Source organism: Streptomyces sp. NPDC058274 (assembly GCF_042881375.1).
Lineage (GTDB): Bacteria > Actinomycetota > Actinomycetes > Streptomycetales > Streptomycetaceae > Streptomyces.
In genome coordinates, this window is record NZ_JBHVXW010000024.1 from 108826 (window position 1) to 131730 (window position 22905).

The 22905-nt window shown below is 68.3% G+C and carries 26 protein-coding genes and 3 tRNA genes; 17 read left to right on the forward strand and 12 right to left on the reverse strand.

The window, feature by feature from the left end; genetic code table 11:
- Positions 1-60: 60 nt before the first annotated feature.
- From ACFVYF_RS33750 to ACFVYF_RS33780, 7 genes are all read right to left on the reverse strand, one after another.
- The gene (locus tag ACFVYF_RS33750; protein ID WP_389461548.1) at positions 61-1506 is read right to left on the reverse strand and encodes an MFS transporter; all 1446 of its coding nucleotides are present in this window, start codon (positions 1504-1506) and stop codon (positions 61-63) included.
- A gap of 94 nt (positions 1507-1600) precedes the next feature.
- On the reverse strand, positions 1601-2182 hold the full coding sequence (locus tag ACFVYF_RS33755; RefSeq protein WP_389461550.1) for a TetR/AcrR family transcriptional regulator: 582 nt from the start codon (positions 2180-2182) through the stop codon (positions 1601-1603).
- Between the two features lie 178 nt (positions 2183-2360).
- A complete protein-coding gene (locus ACFVYF_RS33760) occupies positions 2361-2789 on the reverse strand; it encodes a MaoC family dehydratase (RefSeq protein ID WP_389461552.1) in 429 nt (142 codons plus the stop codon).
- 1 nt (position 2790) lies between these two features.
- Positions 2791-3243 carry a MaoC family dehydratase N-terminal domain-containing protein gene (locus ACFVYF_RS33765; protein WP_389461554.1) on the reverse strand — a complete coding sequence of 151 codons (453 nt, stop codon included), beginning with the start codon at positions 3241-3243 and terminating at the stop codon, positions 2791-2793.
- Between the two features lie 104 nt (positions 3244-3347).
- Positions 3348-3512, reverse strand: a complete 165-nt coding sequence (rpmG, locus tag ACFVYF_RS33770) for a 50S ribosomal protein L33 (RefSeq protein WP_004571794.1) — start codon at positions 3510-3512, stop codon at positions 3348-3350.
- Positions 3513-3600: 88 nt separating this feature from the next.
- Positions 3601-3673, reverse strand: a tRNA-Met gene (locus ACFVYF_RS33775).
- Positions 3674-3719: 46 nt separating this feature from the next.
- A tRNA-Thr gene (locus tag ACFVYF_RS33780) sits at positions 3720-3792 on the reverse strand.
- 395 nt (positions 3793-4187) lie between these two features.
- Between ACFVYF_RS33780 and ACFVYF_RS33785 the strand changes: the two genes are divergently transcribed.
- The 3 genes from ACFVYF_RS33785 (at position 4188) to ACFVYF_RS33795 (ending at position 6747) form a co-directional block, all read left to right on the forward strand.
- The gene (locus ACFVYF_RS33785) at positions 4188-5444 is read left to right on the forward strand and encodes an amidohydrolase family protein (RefSeq protein WP_389461556.1); all 1257 of its coding nucleotides are present in this window, start codon (positions 4188-4190) and stop codon (positions 5442-5444) included.
- A gap of 257 nt (positions 5445-5701) precedes the next feature.
- On the forward strand, positions 5702-6358 hold the full coding sequence (locus ACFVYF_RS33790; protein WP_389461558.1) for an NAD(P)H-binding protein: 657 nt from the start codon (positions 5702-5704) through the stop codon (positions 6356-6358).
- Positions 6359-6369: 11 nt separating this feature from the next.
- Entirely contained in the window at positions 6370-6747 is a 378-nt protein-coding gene (locus ACFVYF_RS33795; RefSeq protein WP_389461560.1) for a nuclear transport factor 2 family protein, read from the forward strand.
- A gap of 6 nt (positions 6748-6753) precedes the next feature.
- On the opposite strand, the gene ACFVYF_RS33800 is transcribed toward ACFVYF_RS33795, so the two are convergent.
- On the reverse strand, positions 6754-6969 hold the full coding sequence (locus ACFVYF_RS33800) for a hypothetical protein (RefSeq protein WP_389461561.1): 216 nt from the start codon (positions 6967-6969) through the stop codon (positions 6754-6756).
- Between the two features lie 434 nt (positions 6970-7403).
- On the opposite strand from ACFVYF_RS33800, the gene ACFVYF_RS33805 reads away from it, so the two are divergent.
- The 3 genes from ACFVYF_RS33805 (at position 7404) to ACFVYF_RS33815 (ending at position 10264) form a co-directional block, all read left to right on the forward strand.
- Positions 7404-8483, forward strand: coding sequence for an MrcB family domain-containing protein (locus ACFVYF_RS33805; protein ID WP_389461563.1), 1080 nt, complete (start codon positions 7404-7406; stop codon positions 8481-8483).
- Positions 8484-8789: 306 nt separating this feature from the next.
- Positions 8790-9326 (forward strand): DUF6932 family protein, encoded by a 537-nt coding sequence (locus ACFVYF_RS33810; RefSeq protein WP_389461619.1) that lies wholly within the window; start codon positions 8790-8792, stop codon positions 9324-9326.
- A gap of 86 nt (positions 9327-9412) precedes the next feature.
- A complete protein-coding gene (locus ACFVYF_RS33815; RefSeq protein ID WP_389461564.1) occupies positions 9413-10264 on the forward strand; it encodes a hypothetical protein in 852 nt (283 codons plus the stop codon).
- Positions 10265-10476: 212 nt separating this feature from the next.
- Here ACFVYF_RS33815 and ACFVYF_RS33820 read toward each other — a convergent pair whose 3' ends face one another.
- Complete coding sequence (locus ACFVYF_RS33820) at positions 10477-11142, reverse strand: YdcF family protein (protein ID WP_389461566.1); 666 nt, start codon at positions 11140-11142, stop codon at positions 10477-10479.
- Positions 11139-11939 (reverse strand): GntR family transcriptional regulator, encoded by an 801-nt coding sequence (locus ACFVYF_RS33825; protein ID WP_389461568.1) that lies wholly within the window; start codon positions 11937-11939, stop codon positions 11139-11141. Before ACFVYF_RS33825 ends, ACFVYF_RS33820 begins: the two co-directional genes overlap by 4 nt.
- Before the next feature lie 457 nt (positions 11940-12396).
- Here ACFVYF_RS33825 and ACFVYF_RS33830 point away from each other — a divergent pair, with 457 nt between their 5' ends.
- From ACFVYF_RS33830 to ACFVYF_RS33875, 10 genes are all read left to right on the forward strand, one after another.
- Positions 12397-12660: a DUF6284 family protein gene (locus tag ACFVYF_RS33830; RefSeq protein ID WP_389461570.1), complete on the forward strand. Its 264-nt coding sequence runs from the start codon at positions 12397-12399 to the stop codon at positions 12658-12660.
- Positions 12657-13190, forward strand: a complete 534-nt coding sequence (locus tag ACFVYF_RS33835) for a hypothetical protein (RefSeq protein WP_389461572.1) — start codon at positions 12657-12659, stop codon at positions 13188-13190. The genes ACFVYF_RS33830 and ACFVYF_RS33835 overlap by 4 nt, the downstream gene beginning before the upstream one ends.
- A complete protein-coding gene (locus ACFVYF_RS33840) occupies positions 13187-14164 on the forward strand; it encodes a DUF2637 domain-containing protein (RefSeq protein ID WP_389461574.1) in 978 nt (325 codons plus the stop codon). Before ACFVYF_RS33835 ends, ACFVYF_RS33840 begins: the two co-directional genes overlap by 4 nt.
- Positions 14164-14523: an RRQRL motif-containing zinc-binding protein gene (locus tag ACFVYF_RS33845; RefSeq protein ID WP_389461576.1), complete on the forward strand. Its 360-nt coding sequence runs from the start codon at positions 14164-14166 to the stop codon at positions 14521-14523. The genes ACFVYF_RS33840 and ACFVYF_RS33845 overlap by 1 nt, the downstream gene beginning before the upstream one ends.
- A complete protein-coding gene (locus ACFVYF_RS33850) occupies positions 14523-14831 on the forward strand; it encodes a hypothetical protein (protein WP_389461578.1) in 309 nt (102 codons plus the stop codon). Before ACFVYF_RS33845 ends, ACFVYF_RS33850 begins: the two co-directional genes overlap by 1 nt.
- Positions 14832-15174: 343 nt before the next feature.
- Positions 15175-17016, forward strand: coding sequence for an ATP-binding protein (locus ACFVYF_RS33855; protein WP_389461579.1), 1842 nt, complete (start codon positions 15175-15177; stop codon positions 17014-17016).
- A 92-nt stretch (positions 17017-17108) separates the two neighbouring features.
- Positions 17109-17963 carry a bifunctional DNA primase/polymerase gene (locus ACFVYF_RS33860; protein WP_389461581.1) on the forward strand — a complete coding sequence of 285 codons (855 nt, stop codon included), beginning with the start codon at positions 17109-17111 and terminating at the stop codon, positions 17961-17963.
- Positions 17964-17965: 2 nt separating this feature from the next.
- A complete protein-coding gene (locus ACFVYF_RS33865) occupies positions 17966-19447 on the forward strand; it encodes an ATP-binding protein (protein WP_389461582.1) in 1482 nt (493 codons plus the stop codon).
- 435 nt (positions 19448-19882) lie between these two features.
- Positions 19883-20071 carry an AlpA family transcriptional regulator gene (locus ACFVYF_RS33870; RefSeq protein WP_138045206.1) on the forward strand — a complete coding sequence of 63 codons (189 nt, stop codon included), beginning with the start codon at positions 19883-19885 and terminating at the stop codon, positions 20069-20071.
- 69 nt (positions 20072-20140) lie between these two features.
- Complete coding sequence (locus ACFVYF_RS33875; RefSeq protein WP_389461584.1) at positions 20141-21508, forward strand: tyrosine-type recombinase/integrase; 1368 nt, start codon at positions 20141-20143, stop codon at positions 21506-21508.
- Between the two features lie 164 nt (positions 21509-21672).
- Here ACFVYF_RS33875 and ACFVYF_RS33880 read toward each other — a convergent pair.
- Positions 21673-21754 (reverse strand) — tRNA-Tyr (locus ACFVYF_RS33880).
- Positions 21755-21975: 221 nt separating this feature from the next.
- On the opposite strand from ACFVYF_RS33880, the gene ACFVYF_RS33885 reads away from it, so the two are divergent.
- Positions 21976-22464, forward strand: coding sequence for a YajQ family cyclic di-GMP-binding protein (locus ACFVYF_RS33885; RefSeq protein WP_389461586.1), 489 nt, complete (start codon positions 21976-21978; stop codon positions 22462-22464).
- A 97-nt stretch (positions 22465-22561) separates the two neighbouring features.
- Here ACFVYF_RS33885 and ACFVYF_RS33890 read toward each other — a convergent pair whose 3' ends face one another.
- Entirely contained in the window at positions 22562-22828 is a 267-nt protein-coding gene (locus ACFVYF_RS33890) for a GlsB/YeaQ/YmgE family stress response membrane protein (RefSeq protein ID WP_383282510.1), read from the reverse strand.
- Between the last annotated feature and the right edge of the window lie 77 nt (positions 22829-22905).

Genomic DNA, 22905 nt, shown 5'->3' on the forward strand with positions numbered 1-22905 from the left:
GCCGTTCCGGTGCCGTATGCGTGGTGGGTCGTGGGTGGTGGGTCTGCGCGGGCGGTGCCGTCAGCTGCAGGCCGTCTCCAGGGCCGGCGCCTCGGCGGAGGCGGTCGCGTCGGTCCCGGTGCGGACGGCACGGCGCGCGCTCGGGATGATCAGGGCCGCGATCGCCGCCACGGCCACCACCGCGGCGCCCACCCACAGTGCGGGCCGCAGGCCGTCCACGAAGGTCTGCGCGGACTCGTAGCCGCCCTGGGCGGAGAAGATCGAGCCCATCACCGCGATACCGAGCGCACCGCCGACCTCGCGCAGTGCGTTGTTGGCGCCGGAGGCGATGCCCTGCTCCTTGGGGTGGACGCTGGACATGACCAGGTTGGCGGCGGGGGCGAAGTACAGGGCCATTCCGATGCCGTTGACGATCAGGGCGGGCAGCTGCGCGGCGTACGAAACGTCGGCGGCGAGCACCCAGGCGTAGTAGGCGAGCCCGACCGCCTGCAGGAAGAGCCCGGTGGCGACCACGGGACGGCCGCCGATGCGGTCGGAGAGGTAACCGGCGATCGGCGCGACGAGCATAGGCATACCGGTCCAGGGCAGCATCCGCAGCCCCGCCTCGGTGGGCGAGTAGCCGAGGACGCCCTGCATGTACTGGCTGAGCAGGAAGATCGAGCCGAACATCCCGAGGAACATCAGCAGGCTCGCGGCATTGATCCCGGCGAAGGCCCGGGAGCGGAAGAGCCGCATCGGCAGCATCGGGTTCTTGGCGCGGATGCCGTGGAAGACGAAGCCGGTGAGCAGCGCGGTGCCCGCGAAGAGGCCGGTCAGGACGATCGGGCTGGTCCAGCCGTCGGCGGGCCCGCGGACCAGTCCGTACACGATCCCGAAGAGGCCGCTGCTGGCGAGCAGGGTGCCGGGGATGTCGAGCGGAGCGTCGGAGCCGTACGACTCGGAGAGGCGCAGCCGGGCCAGCGGCAGCAGGGCGAGACCCAGCGGGACGTTCAGCCAGAAGATCCAGTGCCAGGACACGTGTTCGGTGAGGCTGCCGCCGATGAGAGGCCCGGACGCCACGGCGAGACCGTTCACGGCGCCCCATATCCCGTACGCCATCCCGCGCTTGGCCACCGGAACCGCCGCCGTCAGCAGGGTCAGCGTCAGCGGCATCATGATGGCCGCGCCGACCCCCTGGACCGCGCGGGCCGCGATCAGTGAGTCGATGCCGGGCGCCATGGCCGCGGCGGCTGAAGCGCCGGTGAAGACGGTGACACCGACGAGGAAGAGCCGGCGCCGGCCGAACCGGTCGCCCAGTGCCGCGCCGAACATCAGCAGCACGGCGAAGGTGAGCGTGTACGCGCTCACGGTCCACTCGAGGTCGTCCATCGCTCCCCCGAGATCCTTGCGGATCGACGGCAGGGCGGTGGTGACGACCAGGTTGTCGAGGGCCGCCATGAAGCCGGCGACGCTGGTGATGACGAGGGCCCAGGCGGCTCCCCCGCGACGTGCTGTCTGCTGTGACATCGCTCCCCCAGTGGGTGGTTCGCACTGACGATTAGTTATTACTGACTAACTTTGCCGGGCAGGGAAAGGCGCACGCGGCCCCCTTCGCCCCCGCCTACTTCTCCGGCCGGGCCTCGAGCCGCCCGTCGACCCGCACCGACGGATACAGCCCTTCCCAGACCCGGTGTTCGGGCGGAAAGCCCATGGCCACCAGGCAGTTGACGAGCATTCCGTAGGCCATGAAGGTCGTGGTCTCGTTGACGTCGGCGCCGAGCGGCAGGTGGACCGTGTCCCACAGGCGCATCCAGCCGGCCCGTGCCGCCTCACCGAGTTCGTGATCGCCGGCCTCCTCGGCCGCCGCCGCCGCGACGTACATCTGCATCTGCATGAGCAGCCGCTCGGGATGCTCCGCGATGACCCGCGTGTACGCGTTCGCCATGGCGTGCAGGGCCTCCTCGCCCTCCAGCCCCATGGAGGACTCCGCGAAGGTGCGCCGCCAGTCCTCCATGCAGCGCTCGGCCGCCGCGAGGAAGATCGCCTTCTTGCCCGGGAAGAGCCGGAAGAGATACGGCTGCGAGACACCCACGCGCTTGGCGATCGCCTCGGTGGAGGTGCCGTGATAGCCGCCGCGGGCGAACTCGCTCATCGCCGCGCGGATGACGCTCTCGCGCCTCTCTTCTGCGCTCATCCTGACCATGCGAGTAAGTTAGTACTCAATCACTAACTACGTCAAGGGGGTCGCCGCCCCGTACGAAGGCGGTCGCCGCCCCGTACGCGTAAGGGGCGCCCGCAATGGCCGGCGCCCCTTACCCAGTGCTGCTGATTGCCCGCCCAAGGCCGCTGACTACCTGCCCGGGACGGCGGATGCCCCGCCCTCAGGCCAGCCGTACGACAGCCCGGGACATGCCCAGGACCTTCTGGCCCGCGCTCGTCGCGACGAGGTCGACGCGGACGGTGTTGTCGTCGAGCTTGGCCGCGACCTTGCCACTGACCTCGATGACCGCTCCCTTGTCGTCGTTCGGGACGACGACGGGCTTGGTGAAGCGGACCCCGTACTCGACGACCGCGCCCGGGTCGCCTGCCCAGTCGGTGACGACACGGACGGCTTCGGCCATGGTGAACATGCCGTGCGCGATGACGTCGGGGAGACCGACCTCGACCGCGAACTTCTCGTTCCAGTGGATCGGGTTGAAGTCCCCGGAGGCACCCGCGTACTGCACGAGCGTGGCCCGGGTCACGGGGAAGGTTCCCGCCGGCAGTTCGGTGCCGACCTCGACGTCCGCGTAAGAGATCTTCGCCGTCATGTCAGCCCTCCTCCGCCGCGCGCGCCACGAGCTTGGTGACGGCCGTGACGACGTGCTCGCCGGCCTCGTCGTGAACTTCCCCGCGGATGTCCAGGATGTCGTTGCCCGCGAGGGACTTGATCGACTCGATGGTCGAGGTGACCGTGAGCCGGTCACCCGCGCGCACCGGCCGGGTGTAGGCGAACTTCTGGTCGCCGTGCACCACGCGGTTGTAGTCGAGGCCCAGCTGCGGGTCCCGGACGACCTGGCCTGCCGCCTTGTAGGTGATCGTGAAGACGAAGGTCGGCGGGGCGATCACATCGGAGTGCCCGAGCGCCCTGGCGGCCTCCGGGTCCGTGTACGCCGGGTTGGTGTCCCCCACCGCCTCCGCGAACTCGCGGATCTTCTCCCGGCCGACCTCGTAGGGGTCGGAGGGCGGGTAGGACCGCCCCACGAAGGACTGGTCGAGCGCCATGGGCTCGGCACCTCCTGGTTCTCTCACCTCGGACAACGACGTACGGGAACAACGACGCGAGGCCGCCCCCCGCAAAGGGGACGGCCTCGTGTACGAGCCTGAAACTATCGCGTTTCGCGGTGCGCGGTGTGCGCATTGCAACGCGGGCAGTGCTTCTTCATCTCCAGTCGGTCCGGGTCGTTACGCCGGTTCTTCTTGGTGATGTAGTTCCGCTCCTTGCACTCCACGCAGGCCAGCGTGATCTTCGGGCGGACGTCGGTGGCAGCCACAGGAGTGCTCCTTGACGAACGGATGGGACGATGAACGCATAAAAGAGTAGCCGATCGAAGGACCGACCCCACAATCGGCTACTGTCAGTAGCGGTGACCGGACTTGAACCGGTGACACAGCGATTATGAGCCGCTTGCTCTACCGACTGAGCTACACCGCTGAGATGTGATCAGTTCCCGCCTAGCGACGGGAACCTCCCACACCAGAGCCCCAATACGGAATCGAACCGTAGACCTTCTCCTTACCATGGAGACGCTCTACCGACTGAGCTATTGGGGCGAGCGATGAAGACATTACACGGTCGGCCGCCGATCGCCCAAATCCGTTTCGCGGCACCTGCCCCGGGGTGTTCCCCGCCCTTCCCCGGACGTTGTCCGGGCCCCCATACGCCCCACGAACCACAGCTGCGAACCACCGCACTTCAGGGCCCGTGAACCGCTCCCGCGCGTGCCGTCGACACACACGCGCGGCATCGATCCCGCCCTCCCGGGCACCCCGGCCCGCCCTCCTGGCCGCACCGGAATGCCGGCGCGCGACGACGGTCGTGAGCCGCCCGGACCACACCGGTACGACTATTCCGCTCCTCCCGGATGCGAGGCGGTCACGACCCTAGGCTCGACTCACTCTGCGTGATCAGCGTCCCTCCGCGCGGAGCCCCGAGCCACAGGAGCGCGATGCCCGACAGTCAGCCGCGACAGCCCCACTCCTCGTCGGGACACGCCGACGCTGCCGCCCTTCTGCTGTGCGGGGCACGGCTCACCGACGGCCGGACCGTGGACGTGCGGCTGGGCGGCGGACGTATCGAAGCCGTGGGCACCGCCGGCAGCCTGGCACCGAGCGCGGCCGGCAACCCGGCCCCCGGCACGCGCGTGGACCTCAGCGGCTATCTCCTCCTGCCGGCTCCCGCCGAACCGCACGCCCACGGCGACACCGCCTTCTCCGCCGAGGGCGACGGACCGGCCTCGTACGAGCCCGAAGAGGTCCAGCGCCGGACGACGGAAGCGGCGCTGCTCCAACTCGGCCACGGAGCCACGGCGCTGCGCTCGCACGTACGCGTCGGCGATGTGCAGGGCCTCGGCGCACTGGCGGCGGTGCTCCAGGCACGGCGGGCGCTGCGCGGGCTCGCCGAACTGTCGACGGTGGCGATGCCCCGGCTGCTGACCGGCGTCGCCGGGGCCGACGGGCTCGCGATACTGCGGGACGCGCTGAAAATGGGCGCCTCCGTAGTGGGCGGCTGCCCCGACGCCGATCCCGACCCGACGGGGTACGTGGAGGCGGTTCTGGAGATCGCCTCCGAGCACGGCTGCCCGGTCGACCTGCACACGGACGCCGACGATCCGGCCCGGCTGGCCCGGCTCGCGGCGATGGCGGGCGGGTTGCGGCCCGGCGTCACGCTCGGCCCCTGCGGCGGCCTGGAGCGCCTGCCGGCCGACGCGGCCGCCCGTGCGGCGGACCAGCTCGCGGCGGCCGGCGTGAGCGTGGTGTGCCTTCCGCAGGGCGGCTGCGGAAGCGCCGACCGGCGCGGCACCGCTCCGGTACGGCTGCTGCGGTCGGCCGGGGTCCGGGTCGCGGCGGGCAGCGGAGCCCTCCGTGACGTGTCGAACCCGGTGGGCCGCGGCGACCCGCTCGAGGCGGCGTACCTGCTGGCCTCGCGGTACGCGCTGCGGCCGGAGGACGCCTACGACGCGGTGAGTTCCGCGGCCCGCGCCGCCCTCGGTCTCTCCGAAGTGCGCGTCGAGGCCGGTTTCCCGGCCGAACTCCTCGCCGTACGCGGCGACCGTCTCGCCGGTGCGCTGTCGCTCGCGTACAGCCGGATCGTCGTACACAGGGGGCGTGTTGTGGCGCGGACGAGCGCGGTGCGGGAGTACTGCAGCTCGGCGGCCACGGCGGCCCTGGACCTGCCGCGCCAGGGGCGGGGAGAGCCGTCGTGAACGGCCTCCGCGCGGGCGCGAGTTGACCGCGTTGGGGGCTGGGGCGGTCTCCACGCGCGCGTGGAGGTGCGTTCTGCGCGGCGGCCGACGGGGCGTTTCGCGAGGACGGCCGCGGCATACGTCCGGGAGGGCCGCGGTGATCGCCGGCCACCGGGGTGCTGGCTCACGGTCTCCGTTCCGGTGATGGCTCGGGAGGTGCGCGAGTTGTCCACAGGGTTGTGGGGCGAAGGAGGCCGTCCGGGCGTACGGTCGGAAACATGCGCATTGTCATTGCTGGAGGTCATGGTCAGATCGCGCTGCGGCTCGAGCGGCTGCTCGCCGGGCGCGGTAACGAGGTCGCGGGGATCATCCGCCGCGCGGAACAGGGCGACGACCTGCGCGAAGCCGGCGCCGAACCGATCGTGTGCGATCTGGAGACGGCGACCCTTGACGAGGTCTCCGGCCATCTGGAGGGCGCGGACGCGGCCGTCTTCGCGGCGGGCGCGGGCCCCGGCAGCAGCGTGTCCCGCAAGGACACCGTGGACCGGGCCGCCGCGGTCCTGTTCGCCGACGCGGCGGAACAGGCGGGCGTACGGCGGTACATCGTCGTGTCGTCCATGGGCGCGGACCCGGCCCACCACGGCGACGGGGTCTTCGACGCGTATCTCCGCGCCAAGGGCGAGGCCGACGCGTACGTGAGCGGCCGTACGGCGCTGGACTGGACGATCCTGCGCCCCGGTTCCCTCACGGACGACCCCGGCACGGGACTCGTCCGCCTGGAGGCCTCCACGGGCCGCGGCTCGATCCCGCGGGACGACGTCGCGGCGGTGCTGGCCGAGTTGGTGGAGACACCGGCGACGGCGGGCCTGACCCTTGAGTTGATCAGCGGCTCGACACCGGTCTCTGTGGCAGCGAAGTCGGTGGCCGGGAACTGAGAGAGCCGGCCATGGTGACGACGGGCGTACCCGCCGCGCAGGAGGCCCTGCTGCGCCGCATGTACGAGGTCTTCAGCACCGACGAGCGCGACGACTTCATGGAGATCTGCCTGTCCTCGGACGTGGACTGGCCGAACGTCCTCGACGGCGTCCGCCTCCACGGCCGAGACGAGGTACGCGCCTACTGGACCCGGCAGTTCGCCTCCGGTCACCCGCTCGTACGTCTGGAGGGGCTGCGCCTCGACGAGGACGGCGAGCGGGTGGCGGTCACCGTACGGCCGGGCCTGCGGGACGAGACGGGCGAGCACTGGGCACCGGAGACCTTGGAGCACGTGTACCGCTTCGCCGGGGACGGCCTGGTGAGCCGGATGGACGTACGCCAGCCCTGACCGCGGTCAGAACAGCGGTAGCTGCCCCGGGAACTCGGGCACGACATAGCCGTCGAGGGCGGGCTGGGCGGCGGCGCCGAGCTCTGCGTGCCTGCGCGACCCCGGGCACGACACCAGCTCGCCACTCCCCCGCGCCCCCGGCGGGTCGTGCCGCGCGAACCGCCCCGCGACCACAGCGATCTCGCGACGGCACTCGGGGCAGTTCCTGCGGCGCGACGACATGAACCCAAGTGTGCCCGGCGACCACCGAAACTCAACGAGGACGGCCGCCGGGGCCGGAATGAGGGTGCGTGCGGGGTACGGGGAAATGAGGTGGTGCGGAGCACAGGGCAATGCGGTGGTGTGCAAGCGCGGAGCGCTGAGCAATGAAGGTGCGTGCGGAGCAGAGAGCGCGAGCGCATGACAGAGGGCCCGTGACCTGCGTAGAGGGCAGGTCACGGGCCCTTTGTTCCCGTGTGGCGGCGCCAGGATTCGAACCTGGGAAGGCTAAGCCGGCAGATTTACAGACCGCGCGTGTGCAACCGACTGACCAGGCAAGAGGCCAGTTCAAGGCCGATCCGCCCCACGCTGACCCCACAAGGTGTCCGGGCCTGCATCGCAGGACCACCACCATGGCGCGAGGACCCACTGTCAGTGCGGCCACCTACCATCTCGCCATGACGCTACGGGAGTTCTTGCATACGGTCGCCTCTACCTACGACCGCATGGCCGGCACCGGGTCCGCGGCCGGCAAGCTGTTGAGGTCGGCTCCCACAGTCTTTGAGCCCCACATCCCTGCGAGTTACATCATCAAGGGAAGCGCGGGGAACGGGGCAGGGGCGTACTGCCCTTGGGTGTCGTTCTTTGACCCCGACGAGACGACCACTGCGACACGTGGCATGTACCTGGTCTACCTGTTCTCTGAGGACATGAAGACAGTCTCACTCAGCCTTAACCAGGGGGTCACGGAGCTGCGTGAGACGTTCGGAGCTCGGGAGGCAGAGAAGCGACTCCGAGGTGAGGCCGCGGCCATCCGCGACGCGTTCCCGGACAACATGGCCAGCGGGCTCGATGACGTCATAGACCTTGGCGGGAGGTCTGGCCTGCCACGGGCTTACGAGGCCGGGAACATCCTTGGCCGCGCGTATGCCATCGAATCGTTGCCCCCCGAAGAGACGCTGAAAACTGATCTCCGCAGGATGATCCAGCTCTACCAGGACGCCTTGGTCTTGCGTGAGGATCTGCGAAGCACGACGCGAGAATTGATCACCACGATCAAGCCGAAGGTGACTGGCGACCAGGACCCCCTCCTCTACTTCGCTCCGAAGAACGATGCCGAGTACGTCCAAAAGATCACAGCCCGCGAGATCAAGAAGAGCCGCAAGCACGAGACGCTGGTAAAGCGCTACGGAGCATTCCTCGCCGATGCCGGATTCACCGCCGGTACGAACGTTCACCCTCGGGACCTTGTCGCCAGGCGCGATGGCGATGACTGGCTCATCGAGGCCAAGGTAGTTCGACGTGGAAACGTCAGCCACGCCGTCCGTGAGGCAATCGGTCAGCTCGCCACCTACGCTTTCCTGCTCTACCCCGCGGAGACTCAGCCGCGCCGCATGGCGCTGTTCACCGAAGCCATCGGCGAGGTGTACGTGCGCCTGCTCAGTCATCAAGGAATCGCGTCCGTCTGGCCCACCGAGGACGGCTGGGCTGGATCACCGGAGGCCGTCAACGCCGGCCTAGCCCAGAAGGAAGCGTAGACAGCAGCGCTCGCAGCGCGCCGCCTTGATGAATCAGAGAGAGCTGACCTCAATGGAGGGCGCGACGTAAAGACTCACGGCCGTAACCGTCAAATCTTGACTGCCGTCCTCCTTAAGACCGCGAAGGCATCGCACATAGCCTTCGAGAGCTCCACCGGTAGTCATTGAAGGCACTTGTCGCGCGCGATCCGGAAGCCCACCAGGAGCCGTCGGCGTACCGGTTGGGCCGGAGCGCACCTCCCGGTCCGCGGGATGGTTGATGCCGAAGGTGGGTAAAGTGTGACTCTCGTGGCAGCGCGGCCCGTGGTGGGCTGGCAAGGAGAGGGGGCTGCCATCCTCCAGCTCACCCCGGATGGGCGGCTTCCTGCGGGGAGACACCCTGCGACCCTGGATGAGATGCATGATCTTTTCGTGGCGGGCGCACCCCATCGCGAGGCGCGGCAGTTCATCTTCGAGGCGTTCAAGATCCACTACTCGCTAGTGCGGCAGCTCTTTTCGCGCGGCACACTGTGGGTGGATGGTGGGTTCTGCACGCACAAGCCGGAGGCGCCGAAGGACATCGACATGGTGATCATCGTCGATCCGAGTGAGGTGCAGGCCTTCAACTCCGAGAAGGAGGAGCGCCTACTTCAGCTGCTCACCTTGCAGGGTGTACAGGTAGCTCAACCTGGAGCCACAACCCCCAGGGTTCAGCCCATGGGCGGCCTGATTGACTGCTTCTTTGCCTTGTCGACGGATGTGGACGCGCTCAAGATGTGGGACCTGACTTGGTCCGGCGTCAAGGGAACAGACGGAAAGATTGTGCCCGGCCTTACTAAGGGGTATTTGGAGGTGACATGGTAGCCAACGACCTCCGTCACTTGCATGCCAGGGCTCTCGAAAACGCCCAGCGAGGTGGCCCCCTTTCTGCGATTCGCCAAGCTTCCCTCATGGCGGCTACGCAAAAGATTTCTGAGCTTTCGCATATTGAACCTGCGAGGGTTACTGACTTTGAGATTTATCTCTGCGACGAAAAATCTCCCGATCATGCTGTATCCGCGAATGATGCTGGTGACTTTTTGCGGCGCATTCAGCGAGCAGTGGCGCGGCTAGCTAAATCTAGGCGTTCTCGTCTTGCAGACGTCGTTAGGCTGTTCCCTGAAGATATTCAACTTGCACGCTTCAACGTGGCGTCGGCTACTTTCGGATCCCTCTCCGTCAAGTTGACTCCCGAAGTCGAAGTGGAGCAAGAAGGCGCGATCTCATTGCCGGGTCCCGGTTGGGCTGAAATTGGCATGGCAGAGCTAATTAGAGCACTTCCCGAAAACGGGGAAGACGAGGACTCCATCGACTCCCTCATGGGTGCATCTCCTGTAGTCCGCAGAGCAGTCTCCGACCTTGTCACTGGGTTCAATGCTGAAGTTAGTGTCGGGTTGAGCCTGACTCGCCTTGGGGGTGAAACGCTTAAATCGCAACTCACCCCTAGGATGACGCGTGAAATTCGGAGACGACTGGAGGTCGCCCGAGAGGAGCGCTTTACAGCAAGGATGCACGGGCGTCTTGACGGCCTTCGAACTAGACGACAAATCTTCTATTTCGAAACTAAGGCCGGAACAGAGATTCACGGTTATGTTGATGACTCTTTGATTCCGACCGTTAAGGACAATCTCGATCGCGATGTAGAGATCACGCTAGAGGTGACGGTTCAGAAGTCTCAGTCTGGAAAGGTTGGGCAGCGGCATTACCGTCTCCTTTCCGTTGCTGGGAAGCATTCGGAAATCCCACAGGCTGTACAGGAATAATCGTCTTCCCGATTGCACCTGTACGTGACCGTCCCGACCACGGAGCAACGCACCGCACTCGCTTTCGAGGTCTGTTCGTGCTGGTCAGCGCATGATCCGCAGTCGTTCAACCTCGTTCATTCCCGTCCACTCAGCCGGAGCCCGTACCGTCGTGAACGGCTCCGGACGGGGGTGAATGAGACGGAAACTGAGACGGAACGGCCCTTGTCCTGTCAGGTCTGATCTGCGGTTTCCGGTGCGAGTCGGCTCGTGAAGCCGCTGTCTCGGAGCCGCTCGAACGCGGCCCGAACGTCGTCGGGAATCTCCTGCTCGATCATGAACCCCTGTCGGGGGTAGATCATGAGACGTTGCTGAGCGCCGACCATCATGTCGAGAACAAGGCGCGCGTCCCCGATCGAGTCAATGTATTCGGGGAGCGTCATCGAGGTGGACGCACACACCCACTCGACGCCCGGCCACAGCTTCCGGGCCGTCGCGTACGAACGCCGTTCCTCGTATGGCTTGCTGACCAGTAGGACAGACGAGACGGGTACCTGTCGCTCTTCGAGGACCGCGCGTGAGAAGCGGATGTTGTCCCCGGTGTTCCGCGCGTTCGGCTCGACGAGGATGGCGTGCTCCGGAACCCCCAGCTCTACGGCGCGCTCGCGGTAGTGCTCGGCTTCGCCGCGCGGCATCCGCTCCTGAGTCGTACGGCTGGTCGCTCCGGTGAAGACGACGAACGGGAACAAGCCCCGGTGGTACAGCTCCGCCGTGGTGTCGGCCACGCCTAGATCGTGACTGCCGAGACCGACAGCCACGGAGCATGGGCGGGGTTCATGACCCATCTGCTGAAAGTCCCACAGCGTCTGAGCGTCCGCCCACGCCTGAGCCGAGATCACGTTCTCTCGCCCTCCACCAGTGTCTTTGCCGAGTCGGGCACCTTGAAGTCATACGACCAGGCGAACCGTGTAGCCGCGTGCACCCCGATGGCGAACTCAACCACGGTTCCGTCAGCCGTGCGCGTGGTCCGGTGGAGCTCCACCACCCATTCACCCGGTGAGAGCTGGAGCAACTGAGCCTCTTCGGCTGTGGGTACCCGCGCGAACAGTTCCTCGGTCATGTGGTCGATTTCGTATCCGGCGTCGTAGAGGACGCGGAACCCACCACCGCGCCCAGCGGGACCCGGCTCCGGGTTCACGATGCGGGTTCCTTCCACGTGCTCAGGCCGGTAGTAGCTCGTCAGGGTGTGAGTCGGCTGCGCGCCTTCCTTCACCAGTCGCGCCCGCGCGTACACGTCCGCTCCTTCTGGCAGGCCGTGAGCGGCGGCTACGACGGCCGGCGCCTTCACGCGGCTGACCGTCTGAGTCTGCTCGTTCCGGTCGTACGAGCGCCCGGACGCCACACGGTCAGCGATGAACGCGACCTCGTCACCATCGCGCCATTTGGCCTTGTCGTAGCGAGCGATGCCGAGCCGTTTCAGGGGAGTGTGCGGACGCACGACGGTTCCGCGGCCGCGCGTCGAGGTCACCAGACCCTCGGTCTCCAAGGCTTTGTAGGCCTGATTGACCGTGGCCTTTGAGCCCTCGCCAGACTCGACCAACTCTCTGATCTGGGGCAATTGGTCGCCCGGTGCGTACTCACCGTTCCTGATCTGCTCCGCGAGCCTGTCCGCCAGGTCGCGCCATTTAGGTGCCACGCCGAACTCCTCTCAATAGGTGTCCAGTGAAGCACAGTCCTAGGACTGTTGACTGTCCTAGGACTGCGTGCCATTCTCGTCTCAGGCCACTCGCAGTCCTAGGACAGTGAGCCGAAAGGGTCTTCTTTGGGCTCCCTTCGGTGGCTAGTCGGTTCGGGATTGCTCGAGCAGGTGGGGCCCCGCGTCGGTCGTTCCTTGAGAACTGAACAGCGTGCCTGGGAGGCCGTCCCTCCCCTGCCAGTAAGAGGACGGATGCGTACGGGTTCCCCCCGTACGCAGTACAGCGCGACTTGACCTCCCGCAGTTCAACGCTGCGGCCGGTTGCCTCCGCTGCTCGTCTCGTACGAGCAGCGCTGAGGGGAGCCGGATCTACCGACTTCAACGGCGCGCGGCCCCGGTGCTCGAACACCGGGGCCGCTGTTCGGGCCGTTCCACCTGCAAGGGAGAACACGACCCAATGAGCCACATCGTCACTGTTCAGGATGCTGTTACCGCGTTCGCCGACTTCATGGAGCCGACGGATGCGGATCTGGAGGCCATCGAGCGCGAGATGCCCGTCATCCGCGCGGAGCTGGACCTTCTGGACGCGCAGATCATCGTCATCGACCGCACCCCGACCGAGCTGGACGAGCGGCGTATCCGCCGGGCCCGCCGCCGGGTGTTGGCCGCCCACCGTGACCAGTTCAACGGCACGGCCGGGCAGTCGGGCGGTGCCGCATGATCCGCCTCACCACCACCGCCCGACTGGCCCGGCTGGAAGCCGAGGCAGGCGCGGCAGCCGAGTCTGCCCGGGAAGCCTGCGGTGCGGCGGCCGAGGCGTTCGGCCGGAGCGTGCGGGAGCTCTACGCAGCCACGGACCGCGCGGAGCGTGCCGAGGCCACCACCACCGAAGTGGGCGCGACCCTCACGCAGGCCATGCGGGAGCTGTCCGCCGCGCAACAGGAACTCCTGTTGAAGGACATCGAACTCCGGCGGCTGCGCGAGGAACAGCGGCGTGGCCTGGTGGACGGCGAGACGCTCACGGTGCTGCTGCACCACGGCGAGCCGCACGCCGTCTACGCCTCCCGCGAGGACGCGCACGCCGACACCGCCACCCACGGATTCCCGGCGGATCACGCGTGGAAGCGGTGCGATGAACGCCCGCCCGCCGCGTTCACCTGGCGCTGCGAAGCGTTCATCTACAACGCCGCCTCCAACGGATTCCACCGCGCCGGCACCGCCGTTCCGAGGGCGTTGGGGGGTGCAGCGTGAACAGTGTTCAGACGCGTTCAGCGGAGCGCGCTCTGTCGGGCGGCACGTGGTTGATCGTGTTCGGCGCGATGCTGTATTCGATCCTCACGGTCACGCCGCTGATGGCGGAGCACACGGCGAATGAGTGGGACTGGACGGCACCGATCCTCCCGCTCGTGGTGGACGCTGCCGTGGTCATCGTGGTCAAGCTCGATGATGTGCTCGCTCGCCTCGGTGGGCACGGCGGACGCTGGCCCATCGTGCTGCGGTGGATGACCGGGCTCATGACGCTCGCCCTCAACACCGCCGACTCCGCACTGGAGAAAGACCTGGTCGGCGTGGCCGTCCACTCGGTCGCACCGCTGCTGCTGATCGTCACGGCAGAGACCAGCCTCGCCTACCGGCGCGCCATCGCCGCAGCCGTGGCCGCGCTGGAAGCCGACCAGCGGGCCGAGCGGGAGCGGCGGGAGCAGGCGGCCCGCGAGCGCGAGCAGCGGGCCCGTGCCGAGGCTCGGGAGGAACGCGAGCACGCCGCCGCGCTGGTGCGTGAACAGCGTGAGCACGAAGCCCGCATGGCCCGTGAACAGAGCGAGCGGGAAGCTGCCGCACGGCGTGAGGAACGCGAGCGCGAGCAGGCCCGCGAGCAAGCCGAGCGGGAGCGCCGTGAACGCATCGAGCGTGAGCGTGAACAGCGTGAGCGGGAGCGTGAACACCGTGAACGCGAGGCCGCCGAACGTGCCGAACGTGAGCGGCGGGCGCGGGAGGAGCGGGCCGCCCGTGAACGCGCCGCGCTGCTGTCCGCCGGGCCCGTGGACGAGAAGCTGCCCGAGGACGACGCGCGCGCCATCGTGGCCGCCGCTCACGCGGAGGGCATGTCCGTTCGCACGGCAGCTGAGTTGTGCGGGTGGTCGGTGGGCTGGGTCTCCACCCGGTACGCCGAACTCCGTGGGCCCGTCAACGGCGTGCCAGTCGAACTGGCCGGCATGGGCCACTGATGACCACCGCACCCACCACCGGGACGCTGCCCGTCTACCAGTGGCGGCTCGCCCCGGACGGTCTGGCCACCCGCCGGCAACTCCGCGCCATCGGGCTGCGGCCCGGTGGCCAGGACGTGGCCGCCGAACTCCAGCGCCCCCGCCGACGACGCGGCCCGCTCATCGCCTACCTCTACCGCATCGAGGCGGCGAAGCCCGTCCGGCCGATGACCCCGGCCCGGCGGGCGGCGCTCGCCCGCGCGAACCGCGCCCGGCGTATCTGCCCCGCCTGCCGGCGTGATGCCGGATACGTCATCCCCACCTCGCTCGGCGCGTGCGTCCCCTGCGCCGACTCCACTGTCCCGAGGGAGAAGCCCTGATGGCACACCGTGACCCGCCGGGGATCATCGCCCCGCACATACCCGCCGACGCCTACCGCCGCGCCGAAGCCACCGGACAACCGGTCGTCATCGTCGTCCACACCACCGACCACGACGGCCGCCCCATACGGCACTACCTGCTCCCGTTGGTCGTTGCAGGGGCCGCCGCGATGGGCTGCTGGGGACTGGTCGCCGCGCTGTGTGCGCTGCTCGACGCCGCCGCCCACACCGCCACCGTCATCGCTCAGACCGCCGGTCCCATCGGCATCGGGGGCGTCACCCTCAAACTGGCCCGCCCCAAGGGCTGAACCGGCCTCCCGCCCGCCCCGGACGGACGGGAAGCCGTAGACGTCCCGGAGAGCGTCCGACCCCCCTCGCGCGTGGGGTGAGAACCCCGGGCTCGCGAACGGCCGTTCAGGGGCCCGCGAGGGGGTTGCACGGACCTGTTTTCCGGCGCTCTACGCGCGCGTGCGCGTAGGGCCCCCACCCTCCCCACTGCTCAACTCTGCAACTTCGCAGGTCACAGGCAGTTGCAGGGGTTCAACCGGTGCCCTCGGTGCAACCGACGGCGCTGCTCCCTGCAACTCGGGCGGGCCGGTGCGCCATGCGACGGCGCACCGGCCCTCATCCACGGTCTTGGAGGACCCTTTCGTGGACTGGAAGCAAGCATGGTCGACCACCGCCAACACCACCAATAGCGCGCTGGATTCGCTCGCGCCCGTCTGTGTTCCGTTCGCGGTCCGCTGGGACCTGGAAGCGGATCGGCGGAACAAGCTGCGTACCCCCGAGCACTTGAAGGCGCTCATGGCCGCGCAGAAGGAGCACAACGCCGCCCGGTCTACGAGCGCCACGGCCAAGTCGCAGCAGCTCACGGCGCGCGCCGCGTCGAACAATCCGTTTGCGGCCGGTCGTCGGGCGGCGCGGGTGGCGAGCAAGGCAGCCGCGCGGCACGAGCGGGACACGCGCGCCAAGCTCAAGGCGGCGCGGGTGAACTACCCGAGCACGCTCAAAGCCCGCGCGATTCAGGCGCACACGGTGCACGCCGTGCCCACGGTCATCACGTCCGTGGTCATGTCCGCCTCCAACTTGACGCTGTGGCCGGCCGCCACGTCGGCCGCGCTGATCGGCGCGAACATCGCCGGTCTCGCCCTCGGTCGGCGCAAACTGCGGGTGCCGGTCGATGAGTCGGTCTCGCTGGAAGAGCGGCAGCTCATGGAACGGCTCGACCCGTCGTACTGGGTCGAGCACGCCCCCGACCGTGGCCTGTCCGGCACGGTGACAACGCCCCCGGCCATGGAGGCGGGCGGAATCCGGTGCGAGGTCCGGCTGGACGGGACGTGGACGGTCAAGACGCTCGCGGACAAGGTCGACTCCATCCGTGCGCTGCTCGGTGCCCGTACCGCGCTGCGGATACGGATCACGTCCGCCTCGCGCGGAGGGTGGGCCGTCATCACGCTGGCCACCCGGTCGGCAGCCGCGGGCGTTTCCTCGCTCTGGACCCCGGACCGCATCCCGGCCGATCCCACCGTGATGAGCCTCGCTCTGGACACCGAGACCGGGGATGAGGTCCTGATCCCGTTCGATGAGCGCTTGTTGGTGTCCGGCGCGTCCGGCACCGGCAAGTCCTGGTCCTTCCGCCCGCTCATGGCCACCGCCCACCTGCGCGGGGACCTGCTGCTCATCGACGGCAAGGGCGAAGAGGCAAACATCTGGGAGCACGCGTGCCGCGTCGCCGTGGAGCGGGAGGAGATCACGGACGCGGTGGACGACGCGCACGCGGAGATGACCCGCCGCAAGGCCGACATGAAGCAGCGCGGCATCAGCGTGTGGGACGGACGTCAGCTCACCGTCGTCGTGGACGAGGGGCAGGTGATCCTTGCCCTGATCAGCAAGGACAAAGACCGGCTGCAACGCCTGATCGAGCTGTCCTCACTCGGCCGCTCGCGCGGAGTCGTCCTGTGGTGGGCGACCCAATACCCGCTCACCGACGGCGGGGCGCCGGGCGTGCACAAGCTGATCGCACCGAACCTCCTCACCAGGTTCTCGCTGCGAGTGGCCGGCACGACACAAGCCCAGGTCGCGCTCGATGACTGCGCGCACTACGCACCGCACCAGATCCCCGAGGGCCGCGAATACCGGGGCCACGGATACCTCAAGGGCTACGGGCCGCGCATGCTCCGCACCTGGACCCTGGACGACGCGGGCGTCCGCGCACTGCCCAAATCGATCTGGACTCCGGACCAGACGGCCGGCGGACAAGCGCCGCGCTCGCTGCACCTGGTCAAAGACACCGCCCCACCGTCCGGGGCGCTGAGCAACCGGGACAAGGTGCTGGCAGCCGTACAGGCGGGAGCGCGGACGGCCAAGGACGTGGCCGACCGGACCGGCCTGAACAAAGGCACCGTCTCCCGCGAGATCCGCGCCCTGACCGCCGACGGAGCCATCCACCGGACCGCAGACGGTCGGCTCCTGCCCGGCCAGCAAGCGGCCTGACCACCCCCAACGCACGACAACGGCGGCCCCCATCCGACCAAGAACCGGGGCCGCCGCCAATCCAGCACACCTACGAACTGGAGACCTCCAGCATGACCCAACCAACCGACATCCGGCGAGACCATCTCGCCACGGCTCTCTGCCTTGCAGCCTCCGGCGTGCCCGTGCTGCCGTTACGGGCAGGGAAGGTGCCGTTCGGCAACTGCCCCACCTGCGCCAAGAACGCCTGCGGTGGCCGGCCGAACATGAAGACCCCCGGCCCCTGCACCTGCCCAAACCCATGCCACGGCTGGGCCGCCGCCACCACCGACCCGAACGTCATCAACTCGACGCCGTGGACACGGGCGTGGCGGGAAACGGCGGGCGTGGCCTACCACCCCGGAGGCGCCCGCCTCACCGTCGTGGACCTCGACAACCACGAAGCCATCACGTGGGCACGCGCGAACCTGTCCGCCACGCGGACCATGCCGACGACCCGGGGAGAGCACTGGATCTACCGGGGCGCCATGCAGTCCGCCAACGCCGTACGGCCCGGCGTCGACATCAAGTCGACCATGGCCTACGCCCGGTGGCTCGGACCCGGCACCGGCACCATGACGGCCCTGCCGGACGCCGTGCGCGCGTTGACCGTCAAGGAGCCGGCCCCGGCCCGGCCGGTGGCCGTCACGGTGCCCGCGTCGAGCACGAGCGGGGTGTGCCCTCACCGCACGCCGACCTACCTGGACCGTGGGATTGCCATGGCGGAGCAGCGCATCACTGAGGCCGGGGAGGCGGTGCACGCGACCGTCTACCGGACGTTCCTTGCCGTGCTGTCCACGCACGGCCGGTGCGGCTGCCTCACCGAGACCCACACCGCGCGGCTGTTCACCGCAGCGCAGGCCAAGGGCGAATCGCCCCGGCACTGCACGGACGCGTGGACCAACGCCCGCACCAGGTTGGGACTGTAGCCATGGCTGAGGACGACAAGACTCCCGCCCGTGAAGTCATCGCGGACTACGCGCAAGAACACTTCCGCTACTTCCGCACCGCCGACGGAACCGTGTACGCGCAGAAGAAGGGCCACCCCGTGGCCCGCCCGATCCGCTCCCAGGGCACGACGGGCAGCCACAGGCAGGAACTCATGGTCGGCCTGTACCGGGACGGTCGGGGCGCGTTCAACGGGTCTGCGCTCAAAGAGGCGTTGGACCTGATTGAAGCGCTCGCGCTCACCGAGGACGTGCAGCCCGTGCATATCCGCGTGGCCCCCGGGTTCGACGGGGCGACGTGGCTGGACCTGGGACGCGACGACGGGAAGTCCGCCCGCATCCACCCTGCGGGCTGGGACATCCTCACCCCCGACCCGCGCGAAGTGTGCTGGCGGCGCACCCAGCTCACCGGGGAACTGCCGCTGCCGGTCAAGGACACCGATGGCAAGGGCATTGACCTGCTGATGCGGCTGTGCAACTTCGCCAACGCGGAAACCGAGTGCCTGGCCATCGTGTGGCTGATCGGCTGCCTCGGACCCTCCGTGCCCGTGCCCGCGCCGTTCCTCACCGGCCCGCAGGGCGCGGGCAAGTCCACCGGGGGACGGATGCTCACCCGGATCATCGAGGGGATGAGCGGTGACCTGCGCCGGGCGCCGAAGGATGAGGAAAGCCTGATCGCAGCGGTGGCGGCGGGATGGGTCACCGCGCTGGACAACCTCTCCCACGTCACGCCGGACCTGTCGGACGCGATGTGCTGCATCGTGACCGGAGCCGAGAGCGTCAAGCGGGCTCTGTTCACCGACGGGGACGTCTTCCGCGTCGGCTACCGCCGCCCGCTGCTCCTCACCGGCATCGACGTCGGCGTCATCCGCCCCGACCTCGCGGACCGTCTCCTGCCGCTGCGATTGGAGCGTCCCAAGGTCCGGCGCACCGAGGCCGAACTGTGGGCCGACTACGCGGAAGTCCTGCCGGTCGTCCTCGGCTCGCTCCTCGACCTCACGGTCAAGGTCCGCGCCGTGGAGGCGGAAACACCTACCGACCTGCGGATGGCGGACTTCGCCCACCTGTGCGCGCAGTTCGACGCCGCGACCGGGCTCGGGGCTCTGCCGGCGTACCGGGCGAGTCTGGACGACTTGAACGACGACGTGATCGAGGGTGACCTCCTCGCACAGACCGTCCTACTGCACGCCGAGACCATCGAGCCGGGTGGGGTGCAGCGGATGACGTCCACGGAGTGGCTCGCGTGCCTCAGCAGCCTCTACAGCGGCGAAGGTTGCCGTCCCCTGCCCAAGGGGTGGCCGACCACCGGCAAAGTCCTCTCGGACCGCCTCAAGCGCCTCCAGCCCACCCTGGCAGCTCGCCGCGTCGTCGTTGAAGCGGGCCGCACCAAGGCCGGCCGATACCTCGAAATGACCCGCACACTCCCCCCGACCTCGACCCCGGACGAACAGACCCGGGCGTTCTGACCCACGCTCCGCAGGCACAAGCGAACAGCAAGAGGAGCACGTGCTCCTCTTGCTGTTCGGCGGAACGCCGCCCCAAGGTCGCGCCGCGCAGCGGCTCCTTCTTCACGCTCTGAGCCGCACCCAAGTACTACAGGCAGCTCCTTCTTTGTCCTAAGTAGGAAGACGCTGCGTCACCCGCGTCACCACGGCCGGAAAGCGGCCACTGACCTGCGCCAGCAATGGTGACGCAGACGGATTTCTCTGCGTCATTCCGCGTCACCTGCGTCACCCGGTGACGCAACCGATGACGAACCGGTGACGCAGCCCCGATCCGCCGTGTCACCCAAAACCGCAGGTCACAGCACCAAATGACGCTGATGGCGCGGGTGACGCAGAAATCCGGGCTTGGGACACATCCACCCAATCCACGACCAGCCCCAGCGAGGAGTAGCAACGATGGCCCGCCCCCAGATGCTCAAGCTCCCCGAAGTCCTCACCGAGATCGGCATGAGCCGCGCCGCCTTCTATCGCATGCGCGCCCGCGGGCAGGCACCGCGACTCGTGAAGCTGCCCAACGGCCACCTGCGGGTCCGCCGCAACGACCTGGACGACTGGCTCAGCAACCTGGACTCCCCCGCCTACTGATCGCACCGACTGTCCCACCCACCCCTGGGGCCCGGCTCTTGCCGGGCCCCGTTCGCAGGAAGGCCCCCGATGGGGAAGACGTACGACGTTCGCATCTGGTCCGTCCGGCAGCGTAAGGACCGTGGACAGACCTCTGCGGAACTGCGCTGGAAGACGGGCGAGACTCCGCACTCTCAGACGTTCCGCACCAAGACCCTGGCAGAGGGCCGACGCGCTGAGCTGTTGCGAGCGGCGCACGCTGGCGAGCCGTTCGATGAGTCCACAGGGGTACCCCTTTCCGAGTTGCGACAGCGCAACGACGTCAGTTGGTATCAGCACGCCCGCGAGTACATCGAGATGAAGTGGCAGCACTCCCCCGGCTCCACCCGTCGGACGCTCGCGGAAGCCATGGCCACCGTTACGCCCGCTCTCGTCAGAGACACCAAGGGAATGGCCGATGCCCAGACGGTACGAACAGCCCTCTATAGCTGGGCATTCAACGTGAGCCGCCGCGACCAGGACCCGCCCGACGAGGTGACCGAAGTGCTGGCATGGTTCGAGCGGAAATCCCTGCCCACGTCGGCGCTGGCGGACCGTATGCAGGTACGCGCCGCTCTGGACGCGCTGACCAAGAAATTGGACGGCACCACGGCGGCAGCGTCGACCATCCGCCGGAAGCGGGCCATCTTTCACAACGCTCTCGGTTACGCCGTTGACGCCGGACGGTTGACGGACAACCCCCTGCCACAGGTGCAGTGGAAGTCCCCGGAACAGGTGGCGGAGGAACTGGACCCCGCCTCAGTGCCGGACCCCCGGCAGGCTCTCGCCCTGCTCGATGCCGTGCGTAGGCAGAGCCCCCGTGGGCGGCGCCTGGTCGCGTTCTTCGGCTGCATGTACTACGCGGCAGCACGGCCGGCGGAAGTCATCGGCCTGCGCCTCCAGGACTGCGACCTGCCCCGCCGGGGATGGGGCACTCTACGGCTCCGGGAGACCCGCCCGCGCTCCGGGTCGGCCTGGACGGACAGCGGCGAGGCACACGACCGGAGAGGGCTCAAGCACAGGCCACGGAAGGCAGTCCGTACGGTGCCGATCCCGCCCGACCTCGTGAGCCTGCTGCGGTGGCACGTCACGGCGTACGGCGTCGCCCCCGACGGGCGACTGTTCCGAACGCAGCGCGGCGGACTCATCCAGGACACCGGATACGGCGAAGTGTGGGCGGAAGCCCGTGCGCGCGCTCTCACGCCCGCTCAATGCGCGTCGCTGCTGGCGAAGCGTCCATATGACCTTCGCCACGCCGCCGTGTCCACGTGGCTCAGTTCAGGCGTGGAACCGCAGGAGGTGGCCGCACGGGCAGGCCACAGTGTGGCCGTGCTGTTCCGGGTCTACGCGAAGTGCCTGGACGGCGGCGCCGCCACGGCGAACGCCCGGATCGAACGCGCATTGAAGAACGGCAGCTAGGCGAGCCGAAAGCTGCCCCACACCTGCCCCACACGGGCTGGTCAGCACCCGAATCAGGGTGAGACACACTGGGAAAAAGCACCCATAACGATCTCGCCGTGTCCGCGAACGACGAAAGGGCCTGTGATCAGCATTGCTGCTGTTCACAGACCCTTTCGGTCGTGTGGCGGCGCCAGGATTCGAACCTGGGAAGGCTGAGCCGGCAGATTTACAGTCTGCTCCCTTTGGCCGCTCGGGCACACCGCCGGGGTTGCTGCCGTGAGGACCGCTTTGGGCGGCGCTCCGTGGCAACGACGTAAACGATACCTGATGCCCGGGGGTGCTTCGCCACCCGATTGATCAGGCCTCGGCGGGTAGGGGGTGGCTAGGCTTGTGCGGGTGCGGCCCGGGCCCGATGCCGGGCTCGACGGCCGCCCCTGCATCCCTATGCACCCCGATCCGCACCCCGATACAAGGAGCCACAGGACATGGCCGACTCCAGTTTCGACATCGTCTCGAAGGTCGAGCGGCAGGAGGTCGACAACGCCCTCAACCAGGCCGCCAAGGAGATCTCGCAGCGCTACGACTTCAAGAACGTGGGCGCCTCCATCTCCTGGTCCGGCGAGAAGATCCTGATGGAGGCGAACTCCGAGGAGCGGGTGAAGGCCATCCTCGATGTGTTCGAGACCAAGCTGGTCAAGCGCGGGATCTCGCTGAAGGCGCTGGACGCCGGCGAGCCCCAGCTGTCCGGCAAGGAGTACAAGATCTTCGCGTCCATCGAGGAAGGCATCTCCCAGGAGAATGCCAAGAAGGTGGCGAAGATCATTCGCGATGAGGGCCCGAAGGGCGTGAAGGCGCAGGTCCAGGGCGACGAGCTGCGCGTCAGCTCGAAGAGCCGTGACGACCTGCAGGCCGTCCAGGCCCTGGTCAAGGGCAAGGACCTCGACTTCGCGCTGCAGTTCGTGAACTACCGGTAGTCCGCCAACCGCGGTCGGCGGCTGGTTCGTTGCACGTACGAGGAGGGCGGGCGCCCTGGGTGCCCGCCTTCCTCGTCTGCCGGCTGCGGGTTCGCGCTCAGCGGCGCGAGTCGCCGAACAGGATGCGGTAGACGATCAGCAGGACGAGCGAGCCGCCGATCGCGGCGGCCCAGGTGGCGCCGTCGTAGAACTGCTTGCTGATCGGGTGGTCCAGCCAGCGTGCTGATATCCAGCCACCGATGAAGGCGCCCGCGACCCCGATGAGGGTCGTACCGATGAACCCGCCCGGGTCGCGTCCCGGCAGCAGGAACTTGGCGATGGCTCCGGCCAACAGCCCGAGAATGATCCAGCTGATGATGGTCATGCCGTGAACCTGCCTCTCCGTACTGTGCCTGCGCTGTACTCCTGCTCCGGCCAGTCTGTGTTCATGCGCGCAAACCG

What these genes read in the sequence shown, in the direction of transcription:
- ACFVYF_RS33750 (WP_389461548.1), bottom strand. Translation starts at nt 1,506, where the DNA reads ATGTCACAGCAGACAGCACGTCGCGGGGGAGCCGCCTGGGCCCTCGTC.
- ACFVYF_RS33755 (WP_389461550.1), bottom strand. Translation starts at nt 2,182, where the DNA reads ATGGTCAGGATGAGCGCAGAAGAGAGGCGCGAGAGCGTCATCCGCGCG.
- ACFVYF_RS33760 (WP_389461552.1), bottom strand. Translation starts at nt 2,789, where the DNA reads ATGACGGCGAAGATCTCTTACGCGGACGTCGAGGTCGGCACCGAACTG.
- ACFVYF_RS33765 (WP_389461554.1), bottom strand. Translation starts at nt 3,243, where the DNA reads ATGGCGCTCGACCAGTCCTTCGTGGGGCGGTCCTACCCGCCCTCCGAC.
- ACFVYF_RS33785 (WP_389461556.1), top strand. Translation starts at nt 4,188, where the DNA reads ATGCCCGACAGTCAGCCGCGACAGCCCCACTCCTCGTCGGGACACGCC.
- ACFVYF_RS33790 (WP_389461558.1), top strand. Translation starts at nt 5,702, where the DNA reads ATGCGCATTGTCATTGCTGGAGGTCATGGTCAGATCGCGCTGCGGCTC.
- ACFVYF_RS33795 (WP_389461560.1), top strand. Translation starts at nt 6,370, where the DNA reads ATGGTGACGACGGGCGTACCCGCCGCGCAGGAGGCCCTGCTGCGCCGC.
- ACFVYF_RS33800 (WP_389461561.1), bottom strand. Translation starts at nt 6,969, where the DNA reads ATGTCGTCGCGCCGCAGGAACTGCCCCGAGTGCCGTCGCGAGATCGCT.
- ACFVYF_RS33805 (WP_389461563.1), top strand. Translation starts at nt 7,404, where the DNA reads ATGACGCTACGGGAGTTCTTGCATACGGTCGCCTCTACCTACGACCGC.
- ACFVYF_RS33815 (WP_389461564.1), top strand. Translation starts at nt 9,413, where the DNA reads ATGGCGGCTACGCAAAAGATTTCTGAGCTTTCGCATATTGAACCTGCG.
- ACFVYF_RS33830 (WP_389461570.1), top strand. Translation starts at nt 12,397, where the DNA reads ATGAGCCACATCGTCACTGTTCAGGATGCTGTTACCGCGTTCGCCGAC.
- ACFVYF_RS33835 (WP_389461572.1), top strand. Translation starts at nt 12,657, where the DNA reads ATGATCCGCCTCACCACCACCGCCCGACTGGCCCGGCTGGAAGCCGAG.
- ACFVYF_RS33845 (WP_389461576.1), top strand. Translation starts at nt 14,164, where the DNA reads ATGACCACCGCACCCACCACCGGGACGCTGCCCGTCTACCAGTGGCGG.
- ACFVYF_RS33850 (WP_389461578.1), top strand. Translation starts at nt 14,523, where the DNA reads ATGGCACACCGTGACCCGCCGGGGATCATCGCCCCGCACATACCCGCC.
- ACFVYF_RS33860 (WP_389461581.1), top strand. Translation starts at nt 17,109, where the DNA reads ATGACCCAACCAACCGACATCCGGCGAGACCATCTCGCCACGGCTCTC.
- ACFVYF_RS33865 (WP_389461582.1), top strand. Translation starts at nt 17,966, where the DNA reads ATGGCTGAGGACGACAAGACTCCCGCCCGTGAAGTCATCGCGGACTAC.
- ACFVYF_RS33870 (WP_138045206.1), top strand. Translation starts at nt 19,883, where the DNA reads ATGGCCCGCCCCCAGATGCTCAAGCTCCCCGAAGTCCTCACCGAGATC.
- ACFVYF_RS33875 (WP_389461584.1), top strand. Translation starts at nt 20,141, where the DNA reads ATGGGGAAGACGTACGACGTTCGCATCTGGTCCGTCCGGCAGCGTAAG.
- ACFVYF_RS33885 (WP_389461586.1), top strand. Translation starts at nt 21,976, where the DNA reads ATGGCCGACTCCAGTTTCGACATCGTCTCGAAGGTCGAGCGGCAGGAG.
- ACFVYF_RS33890 (WP_383282510.1), bottom strand. Translation starts at nt 22,828, where the DNA reads ATGACCATCATCAGCTGGATCATTCTCGGGCTGTTGGCCGGAGCCATC.